Raw genomic sequence first — 18662 nt, 5'->3', positions numbered from 1 at the left:
AGAAAGGAACACCATGACCGCCGTACCCGCCCTCACGCGTAGCCAGTTCGGACGCCCGGCCGCCCCCGTGCGCATCGTCCACCTGGGCCTGGGCAACTTCACCCGTGCCCACCAGGCCTGGTACACCGAGCACGCCTCCGACCGCGACGACTGGGGCATCGCGGCCTTCACCGGCCGCCGTCCCACCATGGCCGAGCTGCTGACCCCGCAGGACGGCCTGTACACGCTGGTCACCAAGGGCGCCGAGGGCGACTCCTACGAGGTCATCTCGTCGGTCTCGCACGTCCACCCGGCTTCCGACTTCGCCGCGCTCGTGCGCTACTTCGCGTCACCGGAGCTCGCGGTCGTGACCTCCACCGTCACCGAGGCCGGCTACTACCGGGCTTCCGACGGGTCCCTGGACGTCGCCGACGCGGCGGTCGCGGCCGACCTCATCGCGGTGCGCGAGCTGCTCGAGAACGGTGCCCCGTCGGTCGAGGACATCGCGGCGCTGCAGGTCGTCACCTCCCCCGTCCGCGTGATGGCCGGGCTCCTGGCGCGACGCGCGGCCGGCGTCGGGCCACTCACGATCCTCCCCTGCGACAACATCCCGGACAACGGCGAGGCGTTCGGCCGCGTCGTCCGCGACGCCGCAGCCGCCACCGACTCGTCGCTGGTGGACTGGATGGGCGAGAACGTCGCCTGGGCCACCTCGATGGTCGACCGCATCACCCCGGCCACGACCGACACCGAGATCGCCGACGTGGAGGCCGCCCAGGGCTACCACGACGCGGCGCCGGTCCCGACCGAGCCGTTCAGCGAGTGGGTCATCAGCGGGCAGTTCCCCGCCGGGCGGCCCGACTGGGAGTCCGCCGGCGTGCAGATCGTCGACGAGGTGGAGCCCTACGAGCAGCGCAAGCTTTGGATGCTCAACGGCTCCCACTCCCTGATGGCCTACGCCGGCCCGATCCTCGGTATCGAGACCGTCTCCGAGGGGATGGCTGACGAGCGCGTCCGCGAGCTCGTGCAGACCTGGTGGTCCGAGGCGGGCCCCGGGCTCAGCGTCCCGTGGGAGGAGTACGCGGCCGCGCTCGTCGAGCGCTACGAGAACGCGAACATCCGCCACCTGCTGGCGCAGATCGCGGCCGACGGCTCGCAGAAGATCGCTGTGCGCATCGTCCCGACGCTCCGCCGCTTCCGCGCGCAGGGCGAGACGCCGAAGGCGGCCGTGACGGCGGTCGCCGCCTGGCTGCTGCACCTGCGCGGCCACGGGGCACCCGTGAAGGACGCGGCCAAGGACAAGGTGGTGGCGCTCGTCGGCGGCACGCTCGAGGAGGACGCCGCCAACGTGCTCGGCTTCGTGGCCCCCGACCTGGCCGGCGACACCGAGCTGGTGCGGGCCATCGCGGAGGCCGCTGAGCAGCTGCTCGCCTGACCCGAGAAAAGCACGGAACCCCCGGCGCCGATCCGATCGGCCGCCGGGGGTTCTCTTCGTCGGCTCAGCGGGTCGGGATGCGGACCCTGTCGAAGCGGATGCCGTCGTAGGCGCCGTACTCCCACGCGACGGCGACGGACCCGTCGGGCAGGGCGACCGCCACCGAGTAGGCGGCGAGGCCAGGGTCGATCACCTGCGGCTCGCTCCAGTCACCGGGGTGGCCGACGCGCAGGACCAGGTTGCGGCGGTCCTCCCACACGGGGCCCGACGTGGCGCCCCGGCCCCCGGTGGGGTCCGGCAGGTCCACGTCGATCGGTTCGCCGCCGTCCGGGAACACCAGCGTGCTGGCCAGCTGCCCGTTGGGGAGCGTGGTGAGGCCGCCGTTGCAGCCGGGGTCGGGAAGGTCGGCGGCGGCGACGGTGAAGCTCTCGCCGTCGTCGTGGGAGATCGCGAACAGCCGCGACGGGGTGCTGCGGCTGTGCAGGACGACCGTCCCGTCGGGCAGTTGGGCCACCTTCGTCTCGTCGCAGCCCTCGACCGGCCTGCCCAGGCGCCAGTGGACGCCGTCGTCGTCGGAGATCGCCATCGCGCAGTAGCGCTCCTGCGTGCCCCTGCGGCGGATGACGAGCGGCTGCAGGATGCGGCCCGAGCCGAGGACGATGCCGTTGCCGGAGGACGCGAAGAGGCAGCCGCCGTCGTCGGGCCAGACGAAGCCGGTCACGTCGGCGTGGACCCAGGTCTCGCCGTCGTCGGCGGAGCGGGCCACCCAGACGGTCCAGTCGGCGCCGGGGCGCTGGTCGTCCCAGAACGACGTGCCGTCGCTGCCGACGTACCAGCACAGCAACTGCCCGCCCGGCAGGGCGATGAGGGAGGCGTCGCCGCAGCCCCACCCGCCGTCGTGCTCGCGGAGCCAGCGCGGATCGGACCAGGTGGCGCCGTCGTCGTCGCTCGTGCGCACGGCCATGCCGTTGGGACCGGGGAGGTCGAGCGGGGAGGTGCGCACGTCGTAGACGAGCACGAGCCGCCCGGAGGAGGAGCGCGTCAGTGCGGGGATGCGGTAGCAGGGGGAATCGGTCGGCGCACCGTCGAAGGGGTCGCCGCTTCTCGCCAGAATTTCCACAGAGCGACTCTACGCCACCGGGCCCCGGGGCCGACGGGGCCCCGGCGAGACGCCGTCAGGGCCAGGTGATCTGTCGCGGTTTGCGGGCCCGGTAGCGGCCGTGGTGGATGCTGCCGTGCTCGTCGGCGGTGAAGACCCGGCTGATGCCGGTGGACTGCAGCCGGCGAAGGGTGTCGCCGAGCCACTCCACCTGGTCGCGGAGCGTCTCCACCTCGTCCTCGAGCGCGAGGATGCGGCGGATGCCCTCGAGGTTGATGCCCTCGCCCTGCGAGAGTTGCTGCACGTGGCGCAGCTTTGCGATGTCGCGCAACGAATAACGGCGTCCGCGGCCCCGCGCTCGCTGCGGGACGACGAGCCCGAGGCGGTCGTAGCCGCGCAGCGTCTGGGGGTGCATCTCGGCGAGCGACGCGGCGATGGAGACAGGGAAGACGGCCGCGTCCGGGTCGAACGGCTGTGGCAGGTTGTCCATGCCGGTCACCCGAAGAGGTCGGCCCGCGGGTTGGCCTGGTGCGAGGCCTCGGTGAACGCCTTGAGCGCCTCCTTGGCCTCCTCGCTCAGGTCCTCGGGCACCTGGACCTTCACGGTGACCAGCAGGTCGCCGTACGAGCCGTCGGGCTTGCGCACACCCTTGCCGCGGACGCGGAGGGTGCGGCCGTTCGGCGTGCCCGGCGGGATGCGCAGCTTCACGTTGGCGCCGCCCAGCGTCGGCACCGTGATGTCCGCGCCCAGCGACGCCTCGCCGATGGTGACGGGCACGTCGAGCGTGAGGTTGGCGCCGCTGCGCCCGAAGAGCTTGTGCGGGGTGACGGACACCTCGACGTACAGGTCTCCCGGGGCGCCGCCGTTCTCCCCCGCCGCGCCCTTGCCCTTGATGCGCACGCGCTGGCCGTCCTGCACCCCGGCGGGGATGCGGACCTGCATGGTGTTCGTCGACTTGCCTCGCCCGGAACCGTCGCAGTCGGGGCACGCCTCCTCGACGATCAGGCCGCGGCCCAGGCAGTCCGGGCACGGCTCGGACAGCGAGAACACGCCGCCCGCGTCGGAGGACTTCATGCCGGAGCCCTCACAGGTGGGGCACACCTTGGGCAGGGTCCCCGCCTTCGCGCCGGTGCCCCGGCAGGACGGGCAGGGGCGGTCGGAGACCGTCCGCAGGGACACGGTCGTGCCCTCGACCGCCTGCTCGAACGACAGCGTGGCCCGAGCCTCCACGTCGGCGCCGCGCCGCGGCCCCCGGGTGGTGGCGCGGCGGGTGGTGGGGCTGCCGCCGAACAGGTTGCCGAAGATGTCGCCGAACCCGCCCGCAGCGCCCCCGGAGGCGTTGCGGAACAGGTCCTCGAACCCGGTGGCCTGCTGGTGGGTGCCCGGCTTCGGGAACCGGAAGCCGGCGCCGCCGAACAGGCTGCGGGCCTCGTCGTACTCCTTGCGCTTGTCGGGGTTGCTGAGCACGGAGTTGGCCTCGGACGCCTCCTTGAAGCGCGCCTCGGCCTTCTTGTCGCCGGGGTTGCGGTCAGGGTGGTTCTCGGACGCGATCTTCCGGAACGCCTTGCGGATCTCCTCGGCCGAAGCGCTCTTGGACACGCCGAGGACCTTGTAGTAGTCCTTCTCGATCCAATCCTTCGTGCTCATCTGTGCCCTTCCCTGGCTTACGGGTTTGCGACGGCGACGCGCGCCGGGCGGATGACCCGGCCGTGCAGCTCGTAGCCCGGCTGGATCACCTGCGAGATGGTGACCACCTGCACCGGCTCGTCGAGCGGCAGCTGCATGAGCGCCTCGTGCCGCACCGGGTTGAACTCCTCGCCGACCTCACCGAACGTCACCAGGCCGTGCTTGGTGGTGACCTTCCTGAGTTCGTCGATGATCATCCGCGACCCCTCGGCCAGGTCGTCGTGCTGCTGCGCGAGCTGGATGGCGTCGAGCACCGGCATCATGTCCGTCATCACGGCCTCGATGCCCGCCTGGCGGGCGAGGCCGCGGTCACGGTCGACGCGCTTCTTGTAGTTCGCGTACTCGGCGTGGACCCGCTGCAGATCCGCGGTGCGTTCTGCGACGAGCGCCTCGTAGTCGACGGTGGCCGCCTCGGCCTCGACCGTTTCCGCGGCAGGCTCGGTTGCCGCGTCGTCGGCCCCGGTCTGTGGCGGGAGGAACTCCTCCACACCCTCCTTGGCCTCCTCCTCGACGATCTCTACCTTCTCCGTATCACCGGCCGAGGCCGGGGGAAGGAACTCCTCGGTCCCCTCCACCACGGCCTCGTCTTCGCGAAATTCGCTCACTTATCTTCCTTCGGCTCTTCCTCGACGATCTCGGCGTCGACCACGTCGTCACCATTATCGGACGACGGCGTGCCTTCCGCAGCCTCGTCGGAACCCTCGGCCGAGCCGGCCGACTGGGCCTGCGCGGCCTGCGCGGCGGCGTACATGGCCTGGCCCATCGCCGCGGCCTTGGTGTTGAGGTCGTCGATCGCCGCCTTCACCTTGTCGTTGTCGTCACCCTTCAGGGCCTCCTTCAGGGCGTCGACCGCCTCCACGACCGGAGCCTTGGTGGACTCGTCGATCTTGTCGGCGTTCTCGGTGAGGAGCTTCTCGGTGCGGAACACCAGGGCGTCGCCCTCGTTGCGCATCTCGACGGTCTCGCGGCGCTTGCGGTCCTCCTCGGCGTGCGCCTCGGCGTCCTTGACCATGCGATCGATGTCCTCCTTACCCAGGGCGGAGCCACCGGTGACAGTCATGGACTGCTCCTTGTTGGTGGCCAGGTCCTTGGCGGAGACGTGGACGATGCCGTTGGCGTCGATGTCGAAGGTGACCTCGATCTGCGGGACCGAGCGCGGTGCCGGCAGGATGCCGGTGAGCTCGAAGTTGCCCAGCGACTTGTTGTCGCGGGCGAACTCGCGCTCGCCCTGGTACACCTGGATCATCACGGCGGGCTGGTTGTCCTCGGCGGTGGTGAACACCTCGGAGCGCTTGGTCGGGATCGTGGTGTTGCGCTCGATGATCTTCGTCATCACGCCACCCTTGGTCTCGATGCCGAGCGAGAGCGGGGTCACGTCGAGCAGGAGCACGTCCTTGACCTCGCCCTTCAGGACACCGGCCTGCAGCGAGGCGCCGAGGGCGACGACCTCGTCGGGGTTCACGCCCTTGTTGGGCTCCTTGCCGCCGGTCAGTTCCTTCACCAGGTCGACGACGGCCGGCATGCGGGTCGAGCCGCCGACGAGGAGCACCTGGTCGATCTTGTCGACGGAGGTGTTGGCGTCCTTGATGACGGCGTTGAACGGCGCGCGGCAGCGGTCGAGCAGGTCCTGCGTGAGGCGCTGGAACTCGGAGCGCGACAGCTTCTCGTCGAGGTGCAGCGGACCGGAGGCGGACGCGGTGATGTACGGCAGGTTGATGGAGGTCTCCGAAGCGGAGCTCAGCTCGATCTTGGCGCGCTCGGCGGCCTCCTGGAGGCGCTGGCGGGCCATCTTGTCGGCCAGCAGGTCGATGCCGTGCTTGTTCTTGAACTGCTGCGCGAGCCACTCCATGACCGCGTGGTCCCAGTCGTCGCCGCCGAGGCGGTTGTCACCGTTGGTGGCCTTCACCTCGAAGACGCCGTCGGCGATGTCGAGCAGTGACACGTCGAAGGTGCCGCCGCCGAGGTCGAAGACGAGGACGGTCTGCTCGATGTCGCCCTTGTCGAGGCCGTACGCGAGCGCGGCCGCGGTGGGCTCGTTGATGATGCGGTCGACCTTCAGGCCGGCGATCTCACCGGCCTCCTTGGTGGCCTGGCGCTGGGCGTCGGAGAAGTACGCGGGGACGGTGATCACGGCGTTGGTGACCGACTCGCCGAGGTAGGCCTCCGCGTCGCGCTTCAGCTTCTGCAGCACGAAGGCCGAGATCTGCTGCGGGTGGTAGTCCTTGCTGTCGATCGTCTGCTTCCAGTCGGTGCCCATGTGGCGCTTGACGGAGCGGATGGTGCGGTCGACGTTGGTGACGGCCTGGCGCTTGGCGACTTCGCCGACGAGCACCTCGCCGGAGTTCGAGAAGGCGACCACCGACGGGGTCGTGCGCTGCCCCTCGGCGTTGGGGATGACGACGGGCTCGCCGCCCTCCAGGACGGCCACAACCGAGTTGGTGGTGCCGAGGTCGATGCCTACTGCACGTGCCATGGGGGTTCCTCCAGTTACGTTCGTTCAGGTTTCCCTTGAGCGGGGTTGACTCAAGTTAACCACATGGCGCGGACTCATTCAAAGAAAGTTGAGCCGGAGCGACTCAGGGTCGGTTCATCTGCGCGGCGACCGCCTGGTCTCCAGTGGCCACTGCGACGCGGGCAGCCGGTGCCAGTGCGGCACCACGTCGCGGACCAACATCGAGACGACGGCGGCCACGTCGCCGGGCGCCTCCGGCTGCGCGGCCAGGGCCTCCGCCGTGAGCCAGCGCAGGTCGAGCGACTCGCCGTCCCCCGGCGCATCGCGGGGCGGCTCGTCGGCGACGAGCGCGTAGACGAGGTCCGTGTGGAAGTGGCCGGAGCCAACCTCGTGGGTGTTCAGGAACGCGGGCAGCGGGTGCGGGTTGTCATGGGTGAGGCCCTGCACGGGCAGGAGCGGTTGCAGGACCATGAGCTGCTCGAGGTGGAAGCCGGTCTCCTCCCTGAGCTCGTGCGCCAGGGCCTGCCACGGGTTCTCGGTCGGCTCGACGTGGCCGCCCGGCTGCAACAGGAGCCCGAGCTTGCGGTGCAGGTGCACCAACACCTCCGGGCCGTCGCCGGCCTCCCGGAAGACGAACGCCGACGCCGTCAGGTCGTGCCCGTCGGGCTGCGTGTGGAGGTGCGGCATCAGGCGAGCTTGACCGTGTTCCCGCCCATGATCGAGATGCCGCGCAGCACGAGCGTCCCCCGGGAGCCGTCGCCGCGCGCGGAGCGCTTCACGGTGTTCCCGCCCATGACGGACTGGCTCTCGTCGACGACATTGACGCCGGGCGGCACCTTGATCGTCGATCCGCCGAGGACGGACTGCGATTCGATGATGAGCACCACCCCCGGCTGGAGCGCCTCACTGAGGTCCACGTTGTCGCCGCCCATGAAGGACATCAGGTGGTAGCGGGTCACGCCGGGCGGCACCATCATGTCCTTGCCGGAGAGGATCGCGATGCTCTGGTTGGCCGTTCCGGGTGAGGCGATGGCGCGCAGGACGGACGACGGGCCCGGGCGCGACGGGGCGGGCGCGACGGTGGGCCGCAGGACGGCGACGACCTCCCTGCCCTCGGGCAGGTCCTCCAGCAGCTCGATGAACTCGTCCGAGAACTTGGCGGTCAGCGCGCGGTCCTGGCGGTCGTTCAGCTCGACGACGTCGAGCCGCCCGGCCGCGTGGGCCAGCTGCAGCAGGTGCAGGACGTAGTCGCGTTCCTCATCACTGGCACGGAGCCGCCGGCTCCCCTGCATCTCGGACATGGGTCCAAGTGTAGCCAGACCGCCCCGCGACGGCGCGGGCGCTTCAGTCGCGCCACCAGTCGTCGAGGATCGACACGGGCGTTGTCCGCTTGTGCCGGCTCCGCTTCCAGATGGCCTCGATCCTGGCCGCGATCTCCTCGTCGATCTCCCTGCCCTCGAGGTAGTCGTCGATGTCGTCGTAGTCGAGGCCGAGCTCGGCCTCGTCGGCTTGGAGCGGCTTGTCGTCCAGCAGGTCGGCGGTGGGCAGCTTCTCGTACAGGAACGCGGGCGCGCCCATGTACTCGAGCATGGACCGTATCTGCCGCTTGTTGAGCCCGAAGAGCGGCAGGATGTCCGCGCCGCCGTCGCCGTACTTGGTGAAGAACCCCGTGACCGACTCGGCGCCGTGGTCGGTGCCGATGACGAGCAGGCCGTGGTCGCCGGCGATCGCGTACTGGGCGATCATCCGGGAGCGGGCCTTGACGTTGCCCTTGTTGAAGTCAGTGATCTGCTTGCCGAGGCCCGACTCGTAGGCGTTCTCCATCCCGTCGACCGCGTCGCGGATGTTGATCGTCACCGACGTGCGGGCACCGACGAAGTCCATGGCTGCCTGCGCGTCCTCCTCGTCGAGTTGCACCCCGTAGGGGAGGCGGACGCCGACGAAGTTCGCGTGGTCGCCCATTCGCTCGACCGCCAGCTGCGCCATCCGGCCGGCCAGCGTGGAGTCCACGCCGCCCGAGATGCCCAGGACGAAGCCCTGGGCGTTGGCCGCCGCGGCGTAGTCGATCAGGAACTGGATCCTGCGCTCGACCTCCTCCGCCGGGTCGATCGTCGGCTTGACGCCCATCTCCGCGATGATTTCCGCTTGCAAAGCACGCATGGCGAGAGCCTACCTTCGCAGCGGGGCGCGGGACGGGTTGCCCGGGCGGTGGGCACTGGGGCCGGGGGCACGCCGTCGGGTTTACCTGCCCGCGATCGAAAAACCTGCCGGATCCGGCGGGCGAATCGCAGGGAGGCGGGCGCCTTCGAGGGAGGCAGGCCAAGCCGTCCCGCGGCCATCGAGCCACCATCCCGGCCCCACGTTTTCGATACACGAATGCACCGATGACTTGTGTGGCTTGGCAGTATGAGCTTGTGAGGTTCGAAATAGCGCCCATGGACCCCGACGAGGTGGCGTCCGTGGCCAAGGCGCACATCGTCATGCAAGCAGCGACGTACGCGCCCTACGCGCAAGGCGACTTCACGGCCCAGCTCTACGACAGCCTCGACGCGCGCATCCCGGACATGCTGAAGACCGACCGCGTGATGGTGGCCAAGAACGCCTGGGGCAACATCGTCGCGGTGGGGATGGCCGGCGACGGCCCGGAGCACTGGGAGCAGCCCGACGACCCGTCCTTCGTCTGGCCGTCGGTCACCCGCTACCTCAAGACGCTCTTCACCATGCCCGGCACCCACGGCAGCGGCCTGGGCACCGCGATGCTGGAGGCGGTGCTGCCCGACGGCGAGGCCGCCTACCTCTGGACGATGACCGAGAACCCGCGCGCCATCCGCTTCTACGAGAAGCACGGCTTCGCGCCGGACGGCTACGGCAAGATTGCGGTCGGGTTCGGGAACATGCAGATGATCCGGATGGTCCGGAACCCCGACGTGGGGACTGACGGGGTGGGAGTCTTGGTAGATGAAGCGATCTAGGCACGCGATCGACGGGGACTGCGTGGTTCTCCTCGACGAGGATGGCCGGCCGGCCGGCGAGGCCGCGAGGCTCGAGGTGCACGGCACCGACACCCCCCTGCACCTCGCGTTCTCCACGTACCTGTTCGACGCGCAGGGCCGAGTGCTGCTCACGCGGCGCGCCATCGACAAGCTCACCTGGCCGGGCGTGTGGACGAACTCCTGCTGCGGCCACCCGCGCCCCGGCGAGGCCATGGAGGACGCCATCCGCAGGCGGGTCCGCGAGGAGTTGGGGCTCGACGTGCAGATGCTCACCAAGGCGCTGCCCGACTTCCGGTACCGCGCCGTCGACGCGAGCGGCGTGGTCGAGAACGAGATCTGCCCGGTGTACCTGGCCTTCGTCGACTCCGAGCCGACGCCGCACCCCGGCGAGGTCATGGACTACCGGTGGGTGGACTGGGAGTCGTTCGTCAGCGGCATCACCGCCGTCCCCGACGTGTACAGCCCGTGGGCGGTCCTGCAGGTGGCGCAACTCGCGCCGAAGCTGCCGCGCCTGATCGGCGGCCCGCCGCGCTCGCCGTCGGACGTCGCGGCCTGCCTCGCCGAGGTGGATGCCCTCATCGTCCAGGAACTGCAGCGGCTCGGCGACACCTGGAACCGGTTCGCCGGCGACATCGGCGTGGACGTGCTGCCCGAGGACCTGCCGCAGTGGCTGGAGTCGATCATGCTGGCGGGCGGCAAGCGCTTCCGCGTCGCCATGACCTACTGGGGCTTCGTCGCGGCAGGCGGGGTTCCCGGCCGGGCCGGCTACCGCAGCATGATGCAGGCGGCCGCCGCGCTCGAGACGTTGCACCTCTTCGCGCTCATCCACGACGACGTGATGGACTGCTCCGACTCGCGCCGCAACCGGCCGACGGCGCACGTCGAGGCCGCGGAGTGGCACCGCGCCTCGGCGAAGACCGGCGAGCCGGCGCGGTTCGGCGAGAACTTGGCGATACTGCTGGGCGACCTCGCGCACACCCTCGCCGACGCCCTGATGGACCGGCTCCCCGAGCGCCTGCGCCGCGCTTGGTACGACCTCTGCATCGAGCTCATCGTCGGCCAGCGCGCCGACCTGACGAGCGCCGCCGCCGGCCGGCGCGACCTCATGCACGCCAAGGCCGTGGCCAGACTGAAGTCCGGTGCCTACACCGTCACCCGTCCGCTGCAGCTGGGCGCCCTGGCCGCCGGGGCCTCGGACGAGGCGCTCGATGCCCTGATGCGCGCGGGCGAGGACATCGGCCAGGCGTTCGCCTACCGCGACGACATCCTCGGGGCCTGGGGCGACCCGGCCCGGACCGGGAAGCCGTCGGGCGACGACCTCGCCGAGGGCAAGGAGACCGTCATCATGGCGCTCGCCGCCGGGCGGCTCGTCGGCGAGGACGCGGACCGGCTCGCCCGCATGGGGTCGGAGCGGATGCGCGACGACGACGTGGCCATCCTGCAGCGCGCGCTCGTGGAGGCGGGCGTGCGCGACGAGGTCGAGCGCCTGATCGACAAGCGGATGGAGTCGGCGTTCGCCCACCTGGCGTCGTCGTCGTTGGATCCCGACGGGGTCGCCGGACTCCGCGAGGCCGCCCGCACCGCAGCCTGGAGGGAATCGTGAAGGTCGCCGTCGTCGGGGCGGGGCTCTCGGGCCTGTCCGCCGCCATGCACCTCGCCGGGCGCGGGCACGACGTCACCGTCGTGGAGCGCGAGGCCACCCCGGGCGGGCGCAACGGCGTCCTGCGCCAGGACGGCTTCGCGTTCGACACCGGGCCCACCGTGTTCACCATGGTGGACCTGCTCGACGACGCGTTCCGGGCGATCGGGCGCCGCACGTCGGACTACGTGACGCTCAAGCTGCTCGACCCCGCCTACCGGGCCTTCTTCGCCGACGGCTCGACGCTGCGCGTGTGGCACGAGCACAAGCGTATGCGGGAGGAGATCGCGAAGGAGTCGGGCTCCCTCGACGCGGCAGCCTTCGACGAGTTCGTCGTGTGGCTCAGGAAGCTCTACATCGCCGAGATGCCCAACTTCATCGACGCCAACTTCGACACACCACTCGACCTGCTGCGCAACCCGCGGGCGGCGCTCGAGCTGGTCCGGCTGGGCGGCTTCGGTCGGCTCGGCCCGGCGATCGCACGCCGCTTCCAGGACGAGCGACTCCACCGCATCTTCAGCTTCCAAGCCATGTACGCGGGCCTCGCCCCGGCGCAGGCGCTGGCGATCTACGCCGTGATCACCTACATGGACTCGATCGAGGGCGTCTGGTTCCCGGAGGGCGGCATGCGCGCCGTCCCCGAGGCCATGGCGCGGGCGGCCGAGGAGGCGGGCGTCACGTTCCGCTGGTCGTCGCCGGTGCGCAGCATCGCCCGGACGGGCGACGGCCGCGCGTCTGGCGTCGAGTTGGAGGACGGTGAGATCATCCCGGCACAGGCGGTCGTGTGCACCGTCGACCTGCCCGTCGCGTACGAGAAGCTGCTGCCCGACGTGCGCCCGCCCCGCGTGGTGCGCAAGGGCTCGTACTCTCCGTCGGCCGTGGTGTGGCACCTCGGCGTGCGGGGCGAGATCCCCGAGGACAAGGGCCACCACAACATCCACTTCGGCGAGGCGTGGGACGAGGCGTTCACCGACCTGCTGCACAGCGGCCGGCCGATGCGCGACCCGTCGCGGCTGGTGTGCGTGCCGTCGCTCGACGACGACACCGCCGCCCCCGACGGCTGCCACACCCTCTACGTGCTCGAGCCCACGCCGAACCTCCAGGTCGGCCGCATCGACTGGGCCCAGGAGGCGCCACGGATGCGGGAGCGGCTGCTGGCCTTTCTCCGCGCCGAGGGCTACCCCACCGACATCGTCACCGAGCACCTGGTGACGCCGGTGGAGTGGGAGCAGCAGGGGCTCGCGGCCGGCGCCCCGTTCGCGCTGGCGCACACCTTCCGGCAGACGGGGCCCTTCCGGCCCGCCAACGTCGACCGCCGGGTGCCCGGGCTCGTGTTCGCCGGCTCCGGCACCGTCCCCGGCGTGGGGATCCCGATGGTGCTCGTCTCCGGCAAGCTCGCCGCCGACCGGATCGACCGCCTCCGATGAGCCGCGACGAACTGCTCCGCAAGGGTTACGCCCGCTGCGCCGAGCTCACGAAGGAGTACGGCACGACGTACTACTGGGGCGCGCTGCTGTTGCCGATGCGGCAGCGCCGCGACGTGTACACGATCTACGCGCTGTGCCGGCTCGCGGACGACATCGTCGACGAGCCGGAGCGGGTCGACGACGCGGTGCCGCATGAGGGTACGCCCGCCGAGCGGCTCGAACGGTTCCGCGACTGGTTCTACGAGGCCCTCGACCGGGGCCACTCCGACGAGCCAGTGCTCGCCGCCGTCGTGGACAGCGTGCAGCGCCGGGGCACCCCGCGCGACTGCTTCGACCGGTTCTTCCACGCCATGGCACTGGACCTCACCGAGACCTCGTGGCCGACGTGGGAGGCGTTGCGCGACGGCTACATGGAGGGGTCGGCCGCGGTGATCGGGGAGATGATGCTGCCGGTGCTCGAGCCGCTCTCGCCGGCGGCGAAGGAGCCGGCCCGCAGCCTCGGCCTGGCTTTCCAGCTCACGAACTTCATCCGCGACATCGACGAGGACCTCGACCGCGGCCGCGTCTACCTGCCCGCCGACGAGCTGGCCGCGCACGGCGCCGACCCGTGGCAGCGGACGGTGACGCCCGAGTGGCGCAGCTTCATGGCCCAGCAGCTCCGCCGCAACCGCGAGCTCTACGCCCACGGCGCCGAGGGGCTCCCCCACCTGCCGCGCGCCTCACGGCGCTGCGTCGGGACCGCGCTCGTGCTCTACTCCCGCATCCTCGACCGCATCGAGGCCGCCGACTACGACGTCTTCCACGGCCGCCACCGCGTCCCCGGGCGCGAGAAGCTGGGCGAGTTCGCCCGCGCGATGGTGCTCGACCCGAAGGTGCCGAGCTTCTCCACCTAGGAGGGGATCAGCCCCCGCATCGGGACGGTCCAGATATCTTGGCCGGCCACGCCCCACTGGCGCAGCAGCGCGTTGGCGGCGAGGTAGCCGGTGGTGGTGGCGCGCTCCATGAGGGCGACGGGGTAGTCGCAGCGCACCCAGTCGCCGGCCAGCGCCAGCCGCGGCCAGGGGGTCTCGACGCCGGGCCGGTCGGTCCAGCGACCCGGGGTGATGAGCGTGCAGTCGTCGCGGACCAGCACCTCACGGTGACGGACGCCCAGCGACTCGGTCTCCGGGAAGATGCGGTGCAGCTCGCGTTCCAGCGCGTCGACGACGGGCTGCGGGTCGGCGAGCGCGGACTCGTCGCAGGCGTAGGCGTGCAGTTCAACGACGGAGCCGCCCTCCTCGTCGGACCAGCGCGCGGCCCCGGCCTCGAAGCGCTCCAGGACCGAGACGTTGTCCAAGGGCCCGTAGCCGCTGGTGGCCACGAAGGCCGGCCGGTCCGCGTCGACCTTGCCGTCGTACCAGAGCCGCACCACGACGAAGGGCGGCGCGTTGACCGTCGCGGCGACGGAGTCCCGCCACGCCTCGCCGCCCTCGGCCTCCAGACCGGCGACCAGCCCACGCGCCGGAGCCGGGTCGGTGGCGACGACGACCGCGTCGGCCTCCAGCGTGCTGCCGTCGGCCAGGGTGACCGTGGCGCCGTCGTCGCGGACCGCCACCTTCTCGGCGCGGGCACCGGTGCGCACGTCGGCGCCGAGCTCGCGCAGGAGGTTCCCGAGCGGCTGCCAGAGGGCGGTGTCGTAGTCGTCATCGGGCACGTCGAACAGCAGCCCCTCGGCCGAGCCGAGGAAGTAGGTGTGGAACATGGCGACGAGCTCGGCGGCCGAGAAGTTCGACGGGTCGGCGAAGAAGGAGCGGGCGAACACCTCGAGGGCGAGGTCGCGGGCGGCCGCCGGGAAGCGCAGCCGGTCCAGGAACTGGGCGGCGGACTCGTCGTCGTAGTCGCTGAACGTGCGCGGGAACGAGACCCGGATGAGCTCGGTGGCGGCCTTCAGGTCGACGTCGGCGAGGGCCCGCACCGGGAAGGTGGGGCTCTGCAGGACGAAGCCGAGGATGCTCCACGGCGGCGTCTTCGGCAGGTTGGTGAAGGAGTCGCGCAGCCCGTCGGGGCGCTGGAGCGGGTAGTCGTCCACCGGGATCAGCCGGTCGAGGTCCGGATCGGTGCGCTTCAGGAGGCCGCGCAGGTTGTAGTACTGGCGGAAGAAGGCGTGGAAGCCGCGGCTCATCGTGCGGCCGTCGCCGAGCGGCCACGCGGCCACCCGGCCGCCGAGCCGCTCCCCCGCCTCGAGCAGCGTCACCCGCACCCCTCGCTCGGCCAGCACGGTGGCGGCCGCGAGGCCCGCGATGCCGCCGCCCACCACCACGACATGGCGATGGTCGGTGAGCCGGTAGCGGCCCTTGGGCGCGGGGTGCCGGACGGCGCGCGGGTCGCGGCCGGGCAGGTCCTGTCGGTGCCTCCGGATGGCCATGGTCACTCCTCAGGTTTGCGGGCGACGAACGTGTGCAGGATGCCACGCTGCCATCCGGGGACGGTGCGGGTGGCGACGTCGATGAAGCCGGCGTCCGAGAGGCGGCGCATGAACCGGGCGGTGGAGTCGAACTCGTGCACGCTGCGCCAGAGGTAGTGGTAGAGGTCGGGGTTGCCGTCGACCATCACGGCCAGCGGAATGATGATGGAGCGGCTGATCACGTCCCAGCGGCGGGCGGCTCCCGGGTCGCCGGCCACCGAGTATTCCTGCGCGACGAGCCAGCCGCCCGGGCGCAGGAGGTCGAACGTCTCGCGCACGGCCGCGTCGCGCGTCGACTCCGGCACGTTGCGGAACAGGTACGCCGCGAAGATCCCGTCGCGGCTGTCCGGCCCGAGCGAGTCGACGTCGAGGTTGCCGCACACCGCGTGGGCGAAGCGCACCCCGTCGGGCCAGCGCTTGCGGCGCGCTTCCGCGAGCATGCCCTCCGACGCGTCGAGCCCGAGGATGCTCGCGGGGCCGGCGGCGAGGAGCGCGCGCGTGGAGGAGCCGGAGCCGCAGGCCAGGTCCATCAGCCGGTGCCGGCCGGGCGTCCCGATGCGGCGGCGGAGCTCGCGGGCGGCGGAACGGAGGTGGCGGTGGTAGCCGGGATTGAGGGAGGTGAGGAGGTCGTAGCGGCCGGCGCCGCGGTCGAAGGCGGTGCGGACGTTGTGCACGGTGGGTCCTCCCTCGGACGGCCGTTCGGCCTCTAGGCATTGTCTACCAGAAAGGCCCTAGTCTGGGGACAACCAGAGCCGGGAGACGCATCATGGAGCAGCCAGCACCCACCCGTCGCAGCAACAGGCCGGACGAGGCCGACGGCCCCCGCGTCGAGCGGGTCGGGCACGTGTGGCGGATCCGGTCGCTGGCCGCCGCCCGCCAGGTGCTCCAGGCCCGGCACGCGACGACGCAGGCCGGCTTCACCGCGGAGTACGTGCCCAAGGGCTACACGAAGCACCACCCGATCCTCTTCTCCGACGGCGAGCTGCACGACCAGCAGCGCAAGAAGGTCGCGCGGTTCTTCGCGCCGAAGGTGGTGTCGTCCCGGTACCGCGACCTCATGCGCGCGAGCGCCGAGCGGCTGGTCGACGAGGCCGTCGCGGCCGGGCGGTGCACCGTCGACGAGCTGGCGCTGCACTACTCGGTGGAGGTGACGCGGGAGGTCGTCGGGCTCACCGAATCCGACATCCGAGGCATGAGCCGGCGGCTGGTGACGTTCTTCAACCAGCCGCCCTTCGACATCACCAAACCGGGCCTCGGACGGTCGAAGCGGCAGTGGGCCGCGGCGGCGTTCAACGGGCTCGCACCCATCGCCCGGTTCTGGTTCGCCGACGTGCGCCCGGCCGTCAAGGCTCGGCGCAGGGAGCCGCGCGAGGACGTCGTGAGCCACCTCATCGCGGAGGGCTACTCGAACCTCGACATCCTCGTCGAGTGCGTCACCTACGGCACCGCCGGCATGGTCACCACGCGCGAGTTCATCGCGATGGCGTGTTGGCATCTCCTGGACGACGACCGGCTTCGGGCGCGCTACCTCGTCGCCGACGAGCCCGAGCGGCTCGCGATCCTCACCGAGGTCATCCGCCTCGAGCCGGTGGTCGGGCACCTGTACCGGCGGGTGCAGGAGGAGGTGGCCATCAGCGACGGCGACAAGTCGTGGACGATTCCGCCGGGCGACCTCGTCGACGTGTGCATCCGCCCCGCCAATGCGGATCCGCAGGCCGTTGGCGAGGAGCCCCTGTCGCTCTGCCCCGGGCGCGACGTGGCGCAGGGCGTCGACCGCGCGGGCCTGAGCTTCGGCGACGGCGCGCACAAGTGCCCCGGGCAGCCGCTCGCCATCCTCGAGACCGACGTGCTGCTCACCACCCTGCTGCGCCGCGAACCGAGGATCCTCAGCCGCCCGACGTTGGGGTGGGACGACCTCGTCGCCGGTTACGCCCTGCGCGGCTTCGGGCTCGTTCTATGACAAGAGGTTCTTGAGGACTTCTCGGAGCGCCTTCAGGAAGTGCTCCCGCGTGAATTGGGCGGCGTCCGATTGACGAACCTCCTCCTTGCCGTCCTTCACCGTGACGATCGAACCCTCCGGATGCTCGTTGCCCTTGTGGGTTGAGTGAGTCACCGTGCCGTCGGCCGCCACCTCGATCTTGACCCAGCCATCCTTCAGGTGCCCGTCCATCACGTCGGCGATGAACGTGGTGATCGCGTTCCAGGTGTCGTCGTGATCGACGACGAACTTTGCGACGACCTTGATCCCGTACCAGGCAGCCAGCCACCACGCGACAGCATTGGGTGGATTGTCCGGCAGCCCCCTGACGTCCAACTCGACCGCCTTCGCGTCGAGCGACGACTGCAGGGTCTCGAGCGGCGCCTTGGCGCTCTCACCCGCCTCGAGCGTCTGCTCGGTGAATTCGACGACGATACGTTCGCTGTTCATGTTCCCCCCTCGAATAGCGCTTGGTTGCACAGTAACCCGCCGGACGACGTCTGGGAAGGTGCAGATCGGCAGAGAATGGTGACCCATTCGGCCGCCGGTGGCCGGGGGGAGCGCTTACTGTCACCCCATACACCGAGGGGCCCGACGAGGGGCTTCATGGACGAGGGGTGAGAGATGAGACGAATACTGACGAGCTTGGCCGGAGCGCTGGTGCTGCTGGCCATGACGATCGCGCCCGGCCACGCGATCACCGGCAATTACGTACCCGATGACGAGCACCCCTTCGTGGGCCTCGTGGCGTTCTACGACGAAGAGGGCGAGTTCACCGGGCGCTGCTCCGGCTCCCTGCTGTCGCCCAGCGTCTTCCTGACGGCCGGTCACTGCACCGACGGCGCCGACACTGCCGTCATCTGGTTCCAGCAGGACGCTGGCGCCGACTACAACACGGAGACGGGCGAGCCCGCGAGCAGCGGCTACCCCGATGGCTGTGCCGAGGGCACGCTGGGGACACTGTGCGCCACCTCTGACGAGCTCTACAACTGGGGCTTCGACGACTTCGCCTCGTTCCCCGACACCAAGGACCTCGGCCTGGTGATCCTGGACCAGCCCATCTATCTGGAGGAGTACGGCCAGTTGGCCGAGGTGGGCATGCTCGACGCTCTCGCCACCCAACGCGGTCTCCAGAACCTCACCGTGACCGCGAGTGGGTACGGATTGTCCTACAGCAGCCCGGTGGGGGTCGAGTCGTTCCGCAGCCGGCTCATGGCGCAGGGGAAGATCACCAACCTCAACAGCCAGAACAACGCGGGCTTCAACGTCCAGACGGTCGGCAACGGCAAGGGGAAGGGCGGCACGTGTTCGGGCGACTCCGGCGGGCCGATCTTCCTCGGGGGCTACGAGTCCAACCTGATCGTCGCGGTGACTTCGTTCGGGCTCAACTCCTACTGCCGGGGCATCGACTTCGCCTACCGTGTCGACACCGCTGCGGCCCAGCAGTGGATCCTCGACACGGTGGCCGCGTCGTCCGTGCCCGAGGAGGCGGAACTCATCGTCATCGGCTGAGTGGCGCTCCAACTGCAGG

18 protein-coding genes and 1 pseudogene are annotated in these 18662 nt (G+C 70.7%); 8 read left to right on the top strand and 11 right to left on the bottom strand.

Features of this window, described 5'->3' with window-relative positions:
* Positions 1-13 precede the first annotated feature (13 nt).
* Positions 14-1414, top strand: a complete 1401-nt coding sequence (locus BLR46_RS04090; protein WP_093249098.1) for a mannitol dehydrogenase family protein — start codon at positions 14-16, stop codon at positions 1412-1414.
* A gap of 64 nt (positions 1415-1478) precedes the next feature.
* Here BLR46_RS04090 and BLR46_RS04085 read toward each other — a convergent pair whose 3' ends face one another.
* The 8 genes from BLR46_RS04085 to nadE all read right to left on the bottom strand — a co-directional run bounded on the left by BLR46_RS04085 (position 1479) and on the right by nadE (position 8811).
* A complete protein-coding gene (locus BLR46_RS04085) occupies positions 1479-2534 on the bottom strand; it encodes a sialidase family protein (protein ID WP_093249096.1) in 1056 nt (351 codons plus the stop codon).
* 55 nt (positions 2535-2589) lie between these two features.
* A complete protein-coding gene (locus BLR46_RS04080) occupies positions 2590-3003 on the bottom strand; it encodes a heat shock protein transcriptional repressor HspR (RefSeq protein WP_093249095.1) in 414 nt (137 codons plus the stop codon).
* Positions 3004-3008: 5 nt separating this feature from the next.
* Positions 3009-4160: a molecular chaperone DnaJ gene (gene dnaJ, locus BLR46_RS04075; RefSeq protein ID WP_093249093.1), complete on the bottom strand. Its 1152-nt coding sequence runs from the start codon at positions 4158-4160 to the stop codon at positions 3009-3011.
* A 17-nt stretch (positions 4161-4177) separates the two neighbouring features.
* Complete coding sequence (locus BLR46_RS04070; protein ID WP_342689721.1) at positions 4178-4804, bottom strand: nucleotide exchange factor GrpE; 627 nt, start codon at positions 4802-4804, stop codon at positions 4178-4180.
* A complete protein-coding gene (gene dnaK, locus BLR46_RS04065) occupies positions 4801-6672 on the bottom strand; it encodes a molecular chaperone DnaK (protein ID WP_093249092.1) in 1872 nt (623 codons plus the stop codon). The genes BLR46_RS04070 and dnaK overlap by 4 nt, the downstream gene beginning before the upstream one ends.
* Before the next feature lie 114 nt (positions 6673-6786).
* A complete protein-coding gene (locus tag BLR46_RS04060) occupies positions 6787-7338 on the bottom strand; it encodes an NUDIX hydrolase (protein ID WP_093249090.1) in 552 nt (183 codons plus the stop codon).
* Positions 7338-7952: a DUF1707 SHOCT-like domain-containing protein gene (locus tag BLR46_RS04055; protein WP_093249088.1), complete on the bottom strand. Its 615-nt coding sequence runs from the start codon at positions 7950-7952 to the stop codon at positions 7338-7340. Before BLR46_RS04055 ends, BLR46_RS04060 begins: the two co-directional genes overlap by 1 nt.
* A gap of 43 nt (positions 7953-7995) precedes the next feature.
* On the bottom strand, positions 7996-8811 hold the full coding sequence (nadE, locus tag BLR46_RS04050; RefSeq protein WP_093249086.1) for an ammonia-dependent NAD(+) synthetase: 816 nt from the start codon (positions 8809-8811) through the stop codon (positions 7996-7998).
* Positions 8812-9065: 254 nt separating this feature from the next.
* Between nadE and BLR46_RS04045 the strand changes: the two genes are divergently transcribed.
* From BLR46_RS04045 to BLR46_RS04030, 5 genes and pseudogenes are all read left to right on the top strand, one after another.
* Positions 9066-9623, top strand: a complete 558-nt coding sequence (locus BLR46_RS04045) for a GNAT family N-acetyltransferase (protein ID WP_218118308.1) — start codon at positions 9066-9068, stop codon at positions 9621-9623.
* Positions 9610-10152 (top strand): annotated as a pseudogene (gene idi, locus BLR46_RS15555) (isopentenyl-diphosphate Delta-isomerase); the annotation flags it as partial. The gene BLR46_RS04045 and the pseudogene idi, both read left to right, overlap by 14 nt.
* Positions 10126-11247 carry a polyprenyl synthetase family protein gene (locus BLR46_RS04040; RefSeq protein WP_342689724.1) on the top strand — a complete coding sequence of 374 codons (1122 nt, stop codon included), beginning with the start codon at positions 10126-10128 and terminating at the stop codon, positions 11245-11247. The pseudogene idi and the gene BLR46_RS04040, both read left to right, overlap by 27 nt.
* Positions 11244-12710: a phytoene desaturase family protein gene (gene crtI, locus BLR46_RS04035; RefSeq protein ID WP_245701477.1), complete on the top strand. Its 1467-nt coding sequence runs from the start codon at positions 11244-11246 to the stop codon at positions 12708-12710. The genes BLR46_RS04040 and crtI overlap by 4 nt, the downstream gene beginning before the upstream one ends.
* Entirely contained in the window at positions 12707-13603 is an 897-nt protein-coding gene (locus BLR46_RS04030) for a phytoene/squalene synthase family protein (protein ID WP_093249083.1), read from the top strand. The genes crtI and BLR46_RS04030 overlap by 4 nt, the downstream gene beginning before the upstream one ends.
* Here the strand turns inward: BLR46_RS04030 and BLR46_RS04025 are convergent.
* Together BLR46_RS04025 and BLR46_RS04020 are read right to left on the bottom strand one after the other, a co-directional pair.
* Positions 13600-15114 (bottom strand): hydroxysqualene dehydroxylase, encoded by a 1515-nt coding sequence (locus BLR46_RS04025; RefSeq protein WP_093249082.1) that lies wholly within the window; start codon positions 15112-15114, stop codon positions 13600-13602. The two genes, BLR46_RS04030 and BLR46_RS04025, sit on opposite strands and share 4 nt — an antisense overlap.
* Before the next feature lie 2 nt (positions 15115-15116).
* Positions 15117-15827 (bottom strand): class I SAM-dependent methyltransferase, encoded by a 711-nt coding sequence (locus BLR46_RS04020; RefSeq protein WP_093249080.1) that lies wholly within the window; start codon positions 15825-15827, stop codon positions 15117-15119.
* Positions 15828-15919: 92 nt separating this feature from the next.
* Here BLR46_RS04020 and BLR46_RS04015 point away from each other — a divergent pair, with 92 nt between their 5' ends.
* Entirely contained in the window at positions 15920-17113 is a 1194-nt protein-coding gene (locus tag BLR46_RS04015) for a cytochrome P450 (RefSeq protein WP_093249077.1), read from the top strand.
* On the opposite strand, the gene BLR46_RS04010 is transcribed toward BLR46_RS04015, so the two are convergent.
* On the bottom strand, positions 17108-17581 hold the full coding sequence (locus BLR46_RS04010; RefSeq protein ID WP_093249075.1) for a hypothetical protein: 474 nt from the start codon (positions 17579-17581) through the stop codon (positions 17108-17110). The genes BLR46_RS04015 and BLR46_RS04010 overlap by 6 nt on opposite strands.
* 174 nt (positions 17582-17755) lie before the next feature.
* On the opposite strand from BLR46_RS04010, the gene BLR46_RS04005 reads away from it, so the two are divergent.
* The gene (locus BLR46_RS04005; protein WP_093249073.1) at positions 17756-18643 is read left to right on the top strand and encodes a trypsin-like serine protease; all 888 of its coding nucleotides are present in this window, start codon (positions 17756-17758) and stop codon (positions 18641-18643) included.
* Positions 18644-18662: the final 19 nt, after the last annotated feature.

It is taken from the genome of Tessaracoccus oleiagri (genome assembly GCF_900103275.1).
Taxonomy (GTDB): domain Bacteria; phylum Actinomycetota; class Actinomycetes; order Propionibacteriales; family Propionibacteriaceae; genus Arachnia; species Arachnia oleiagri.
The sequence above is the reverse complement of the archived record's forward strand: the minus strand, read 5'-3'. Positions and strand labels throughout refer to the sequence as shown.

What these genes read in the sequence shown, in the direction of transcription:
- BLR46_RS04090 (WP_093249098.1), top strand. Translation starts at nt 14, where the DNA reads ATGACCGCCGTACCCGCCCTCACGCGTAGCCAGTTCGGACGCCCGGCC.
- BLR46_RS04080 (WP_093249095.1), bottom strand. Translation starts at nt 3,003, where the DNA reads ATGGACAACCTGCCACAGCCGTTCGACCCGGACGCGGCCGTCTTCCCT.
- dnaJ (WP_093249093.1), bottom strand. Translation starts at nt 4,160, where the DNA reads ATGAGCACGAAGGATTGGATCGAGAAGGACTACTACAAGGTCCTCGGC.
- dnaK (WP_093249092.1), bottom strand. Translation starts at nt 6,672, where the DNA reads ATGGCACGTGCAGTAGGCATCGACCTCGGCACCACCAACTCGGTTGTG.
- BLR46_RS04060 (WP_093249090.1), bottom strand. Translation starts at nt 7,338, where the DNA reads ATGCCGCACCTCCACACGCAGCCCGACGGGCACGACCTGACGGCGTCG.
- BLR46_RS04055 (WP_093249088.1), bottom strand. Translation starts at nt 7,952, where the DNA reads ATGTCCGAGATGCAGGGGAGCCGGCGGCTCCGTGCCAGTGATGAGGAA.
- nadE (WP_093249086.1), bottom strand. Translation starts at nt 8,811, where the DNA reads ATGCGTGCTTTGCAAGCGGAAATCATCGCGGAGATGGGCGTCAAGCCG.
- BLR46_RS04030 (WP_093249083.1), top strand. Translation starts at nt 12,707, where the DNA reads ATGAGCCGCGACGAACTGCTCCGCAAGGGTTACGCCCGCTGCGCCGAG.
- BLR46_RS04025 (WP_093249082.1), bottom strand. Translation starts at nt 15,114, where the DNA reads ATGGCCATCCGGAGGCACCGACAGGACCTGCCCGGCCGCGACCCGCGC.
- BLR46_RS04015 (WP_093249077.1), top strand. Translation starts at nt 15,920, where the DNA reads ATGGAGCAGCCAGCACCCACCCGTCGCAGCAACAGGCCGGACGAGGCC.
- BLR46_RS04010 (WP_093249075.1), bottom strand. Translation starts at nt 17,581, where the DNA reads ATGAACAGCGAACGTATCGTCGTCGAATTCACCGAGCAGACGCTCGAG.
- BLR46_RS04005 (WP_093249073.1), top strand. Translation starts at nt 17,756, where the DNA reads ATGAGACGAATACTGACGAGCTTGGCCGGAGCGCTGGTGCTGCTGGCC.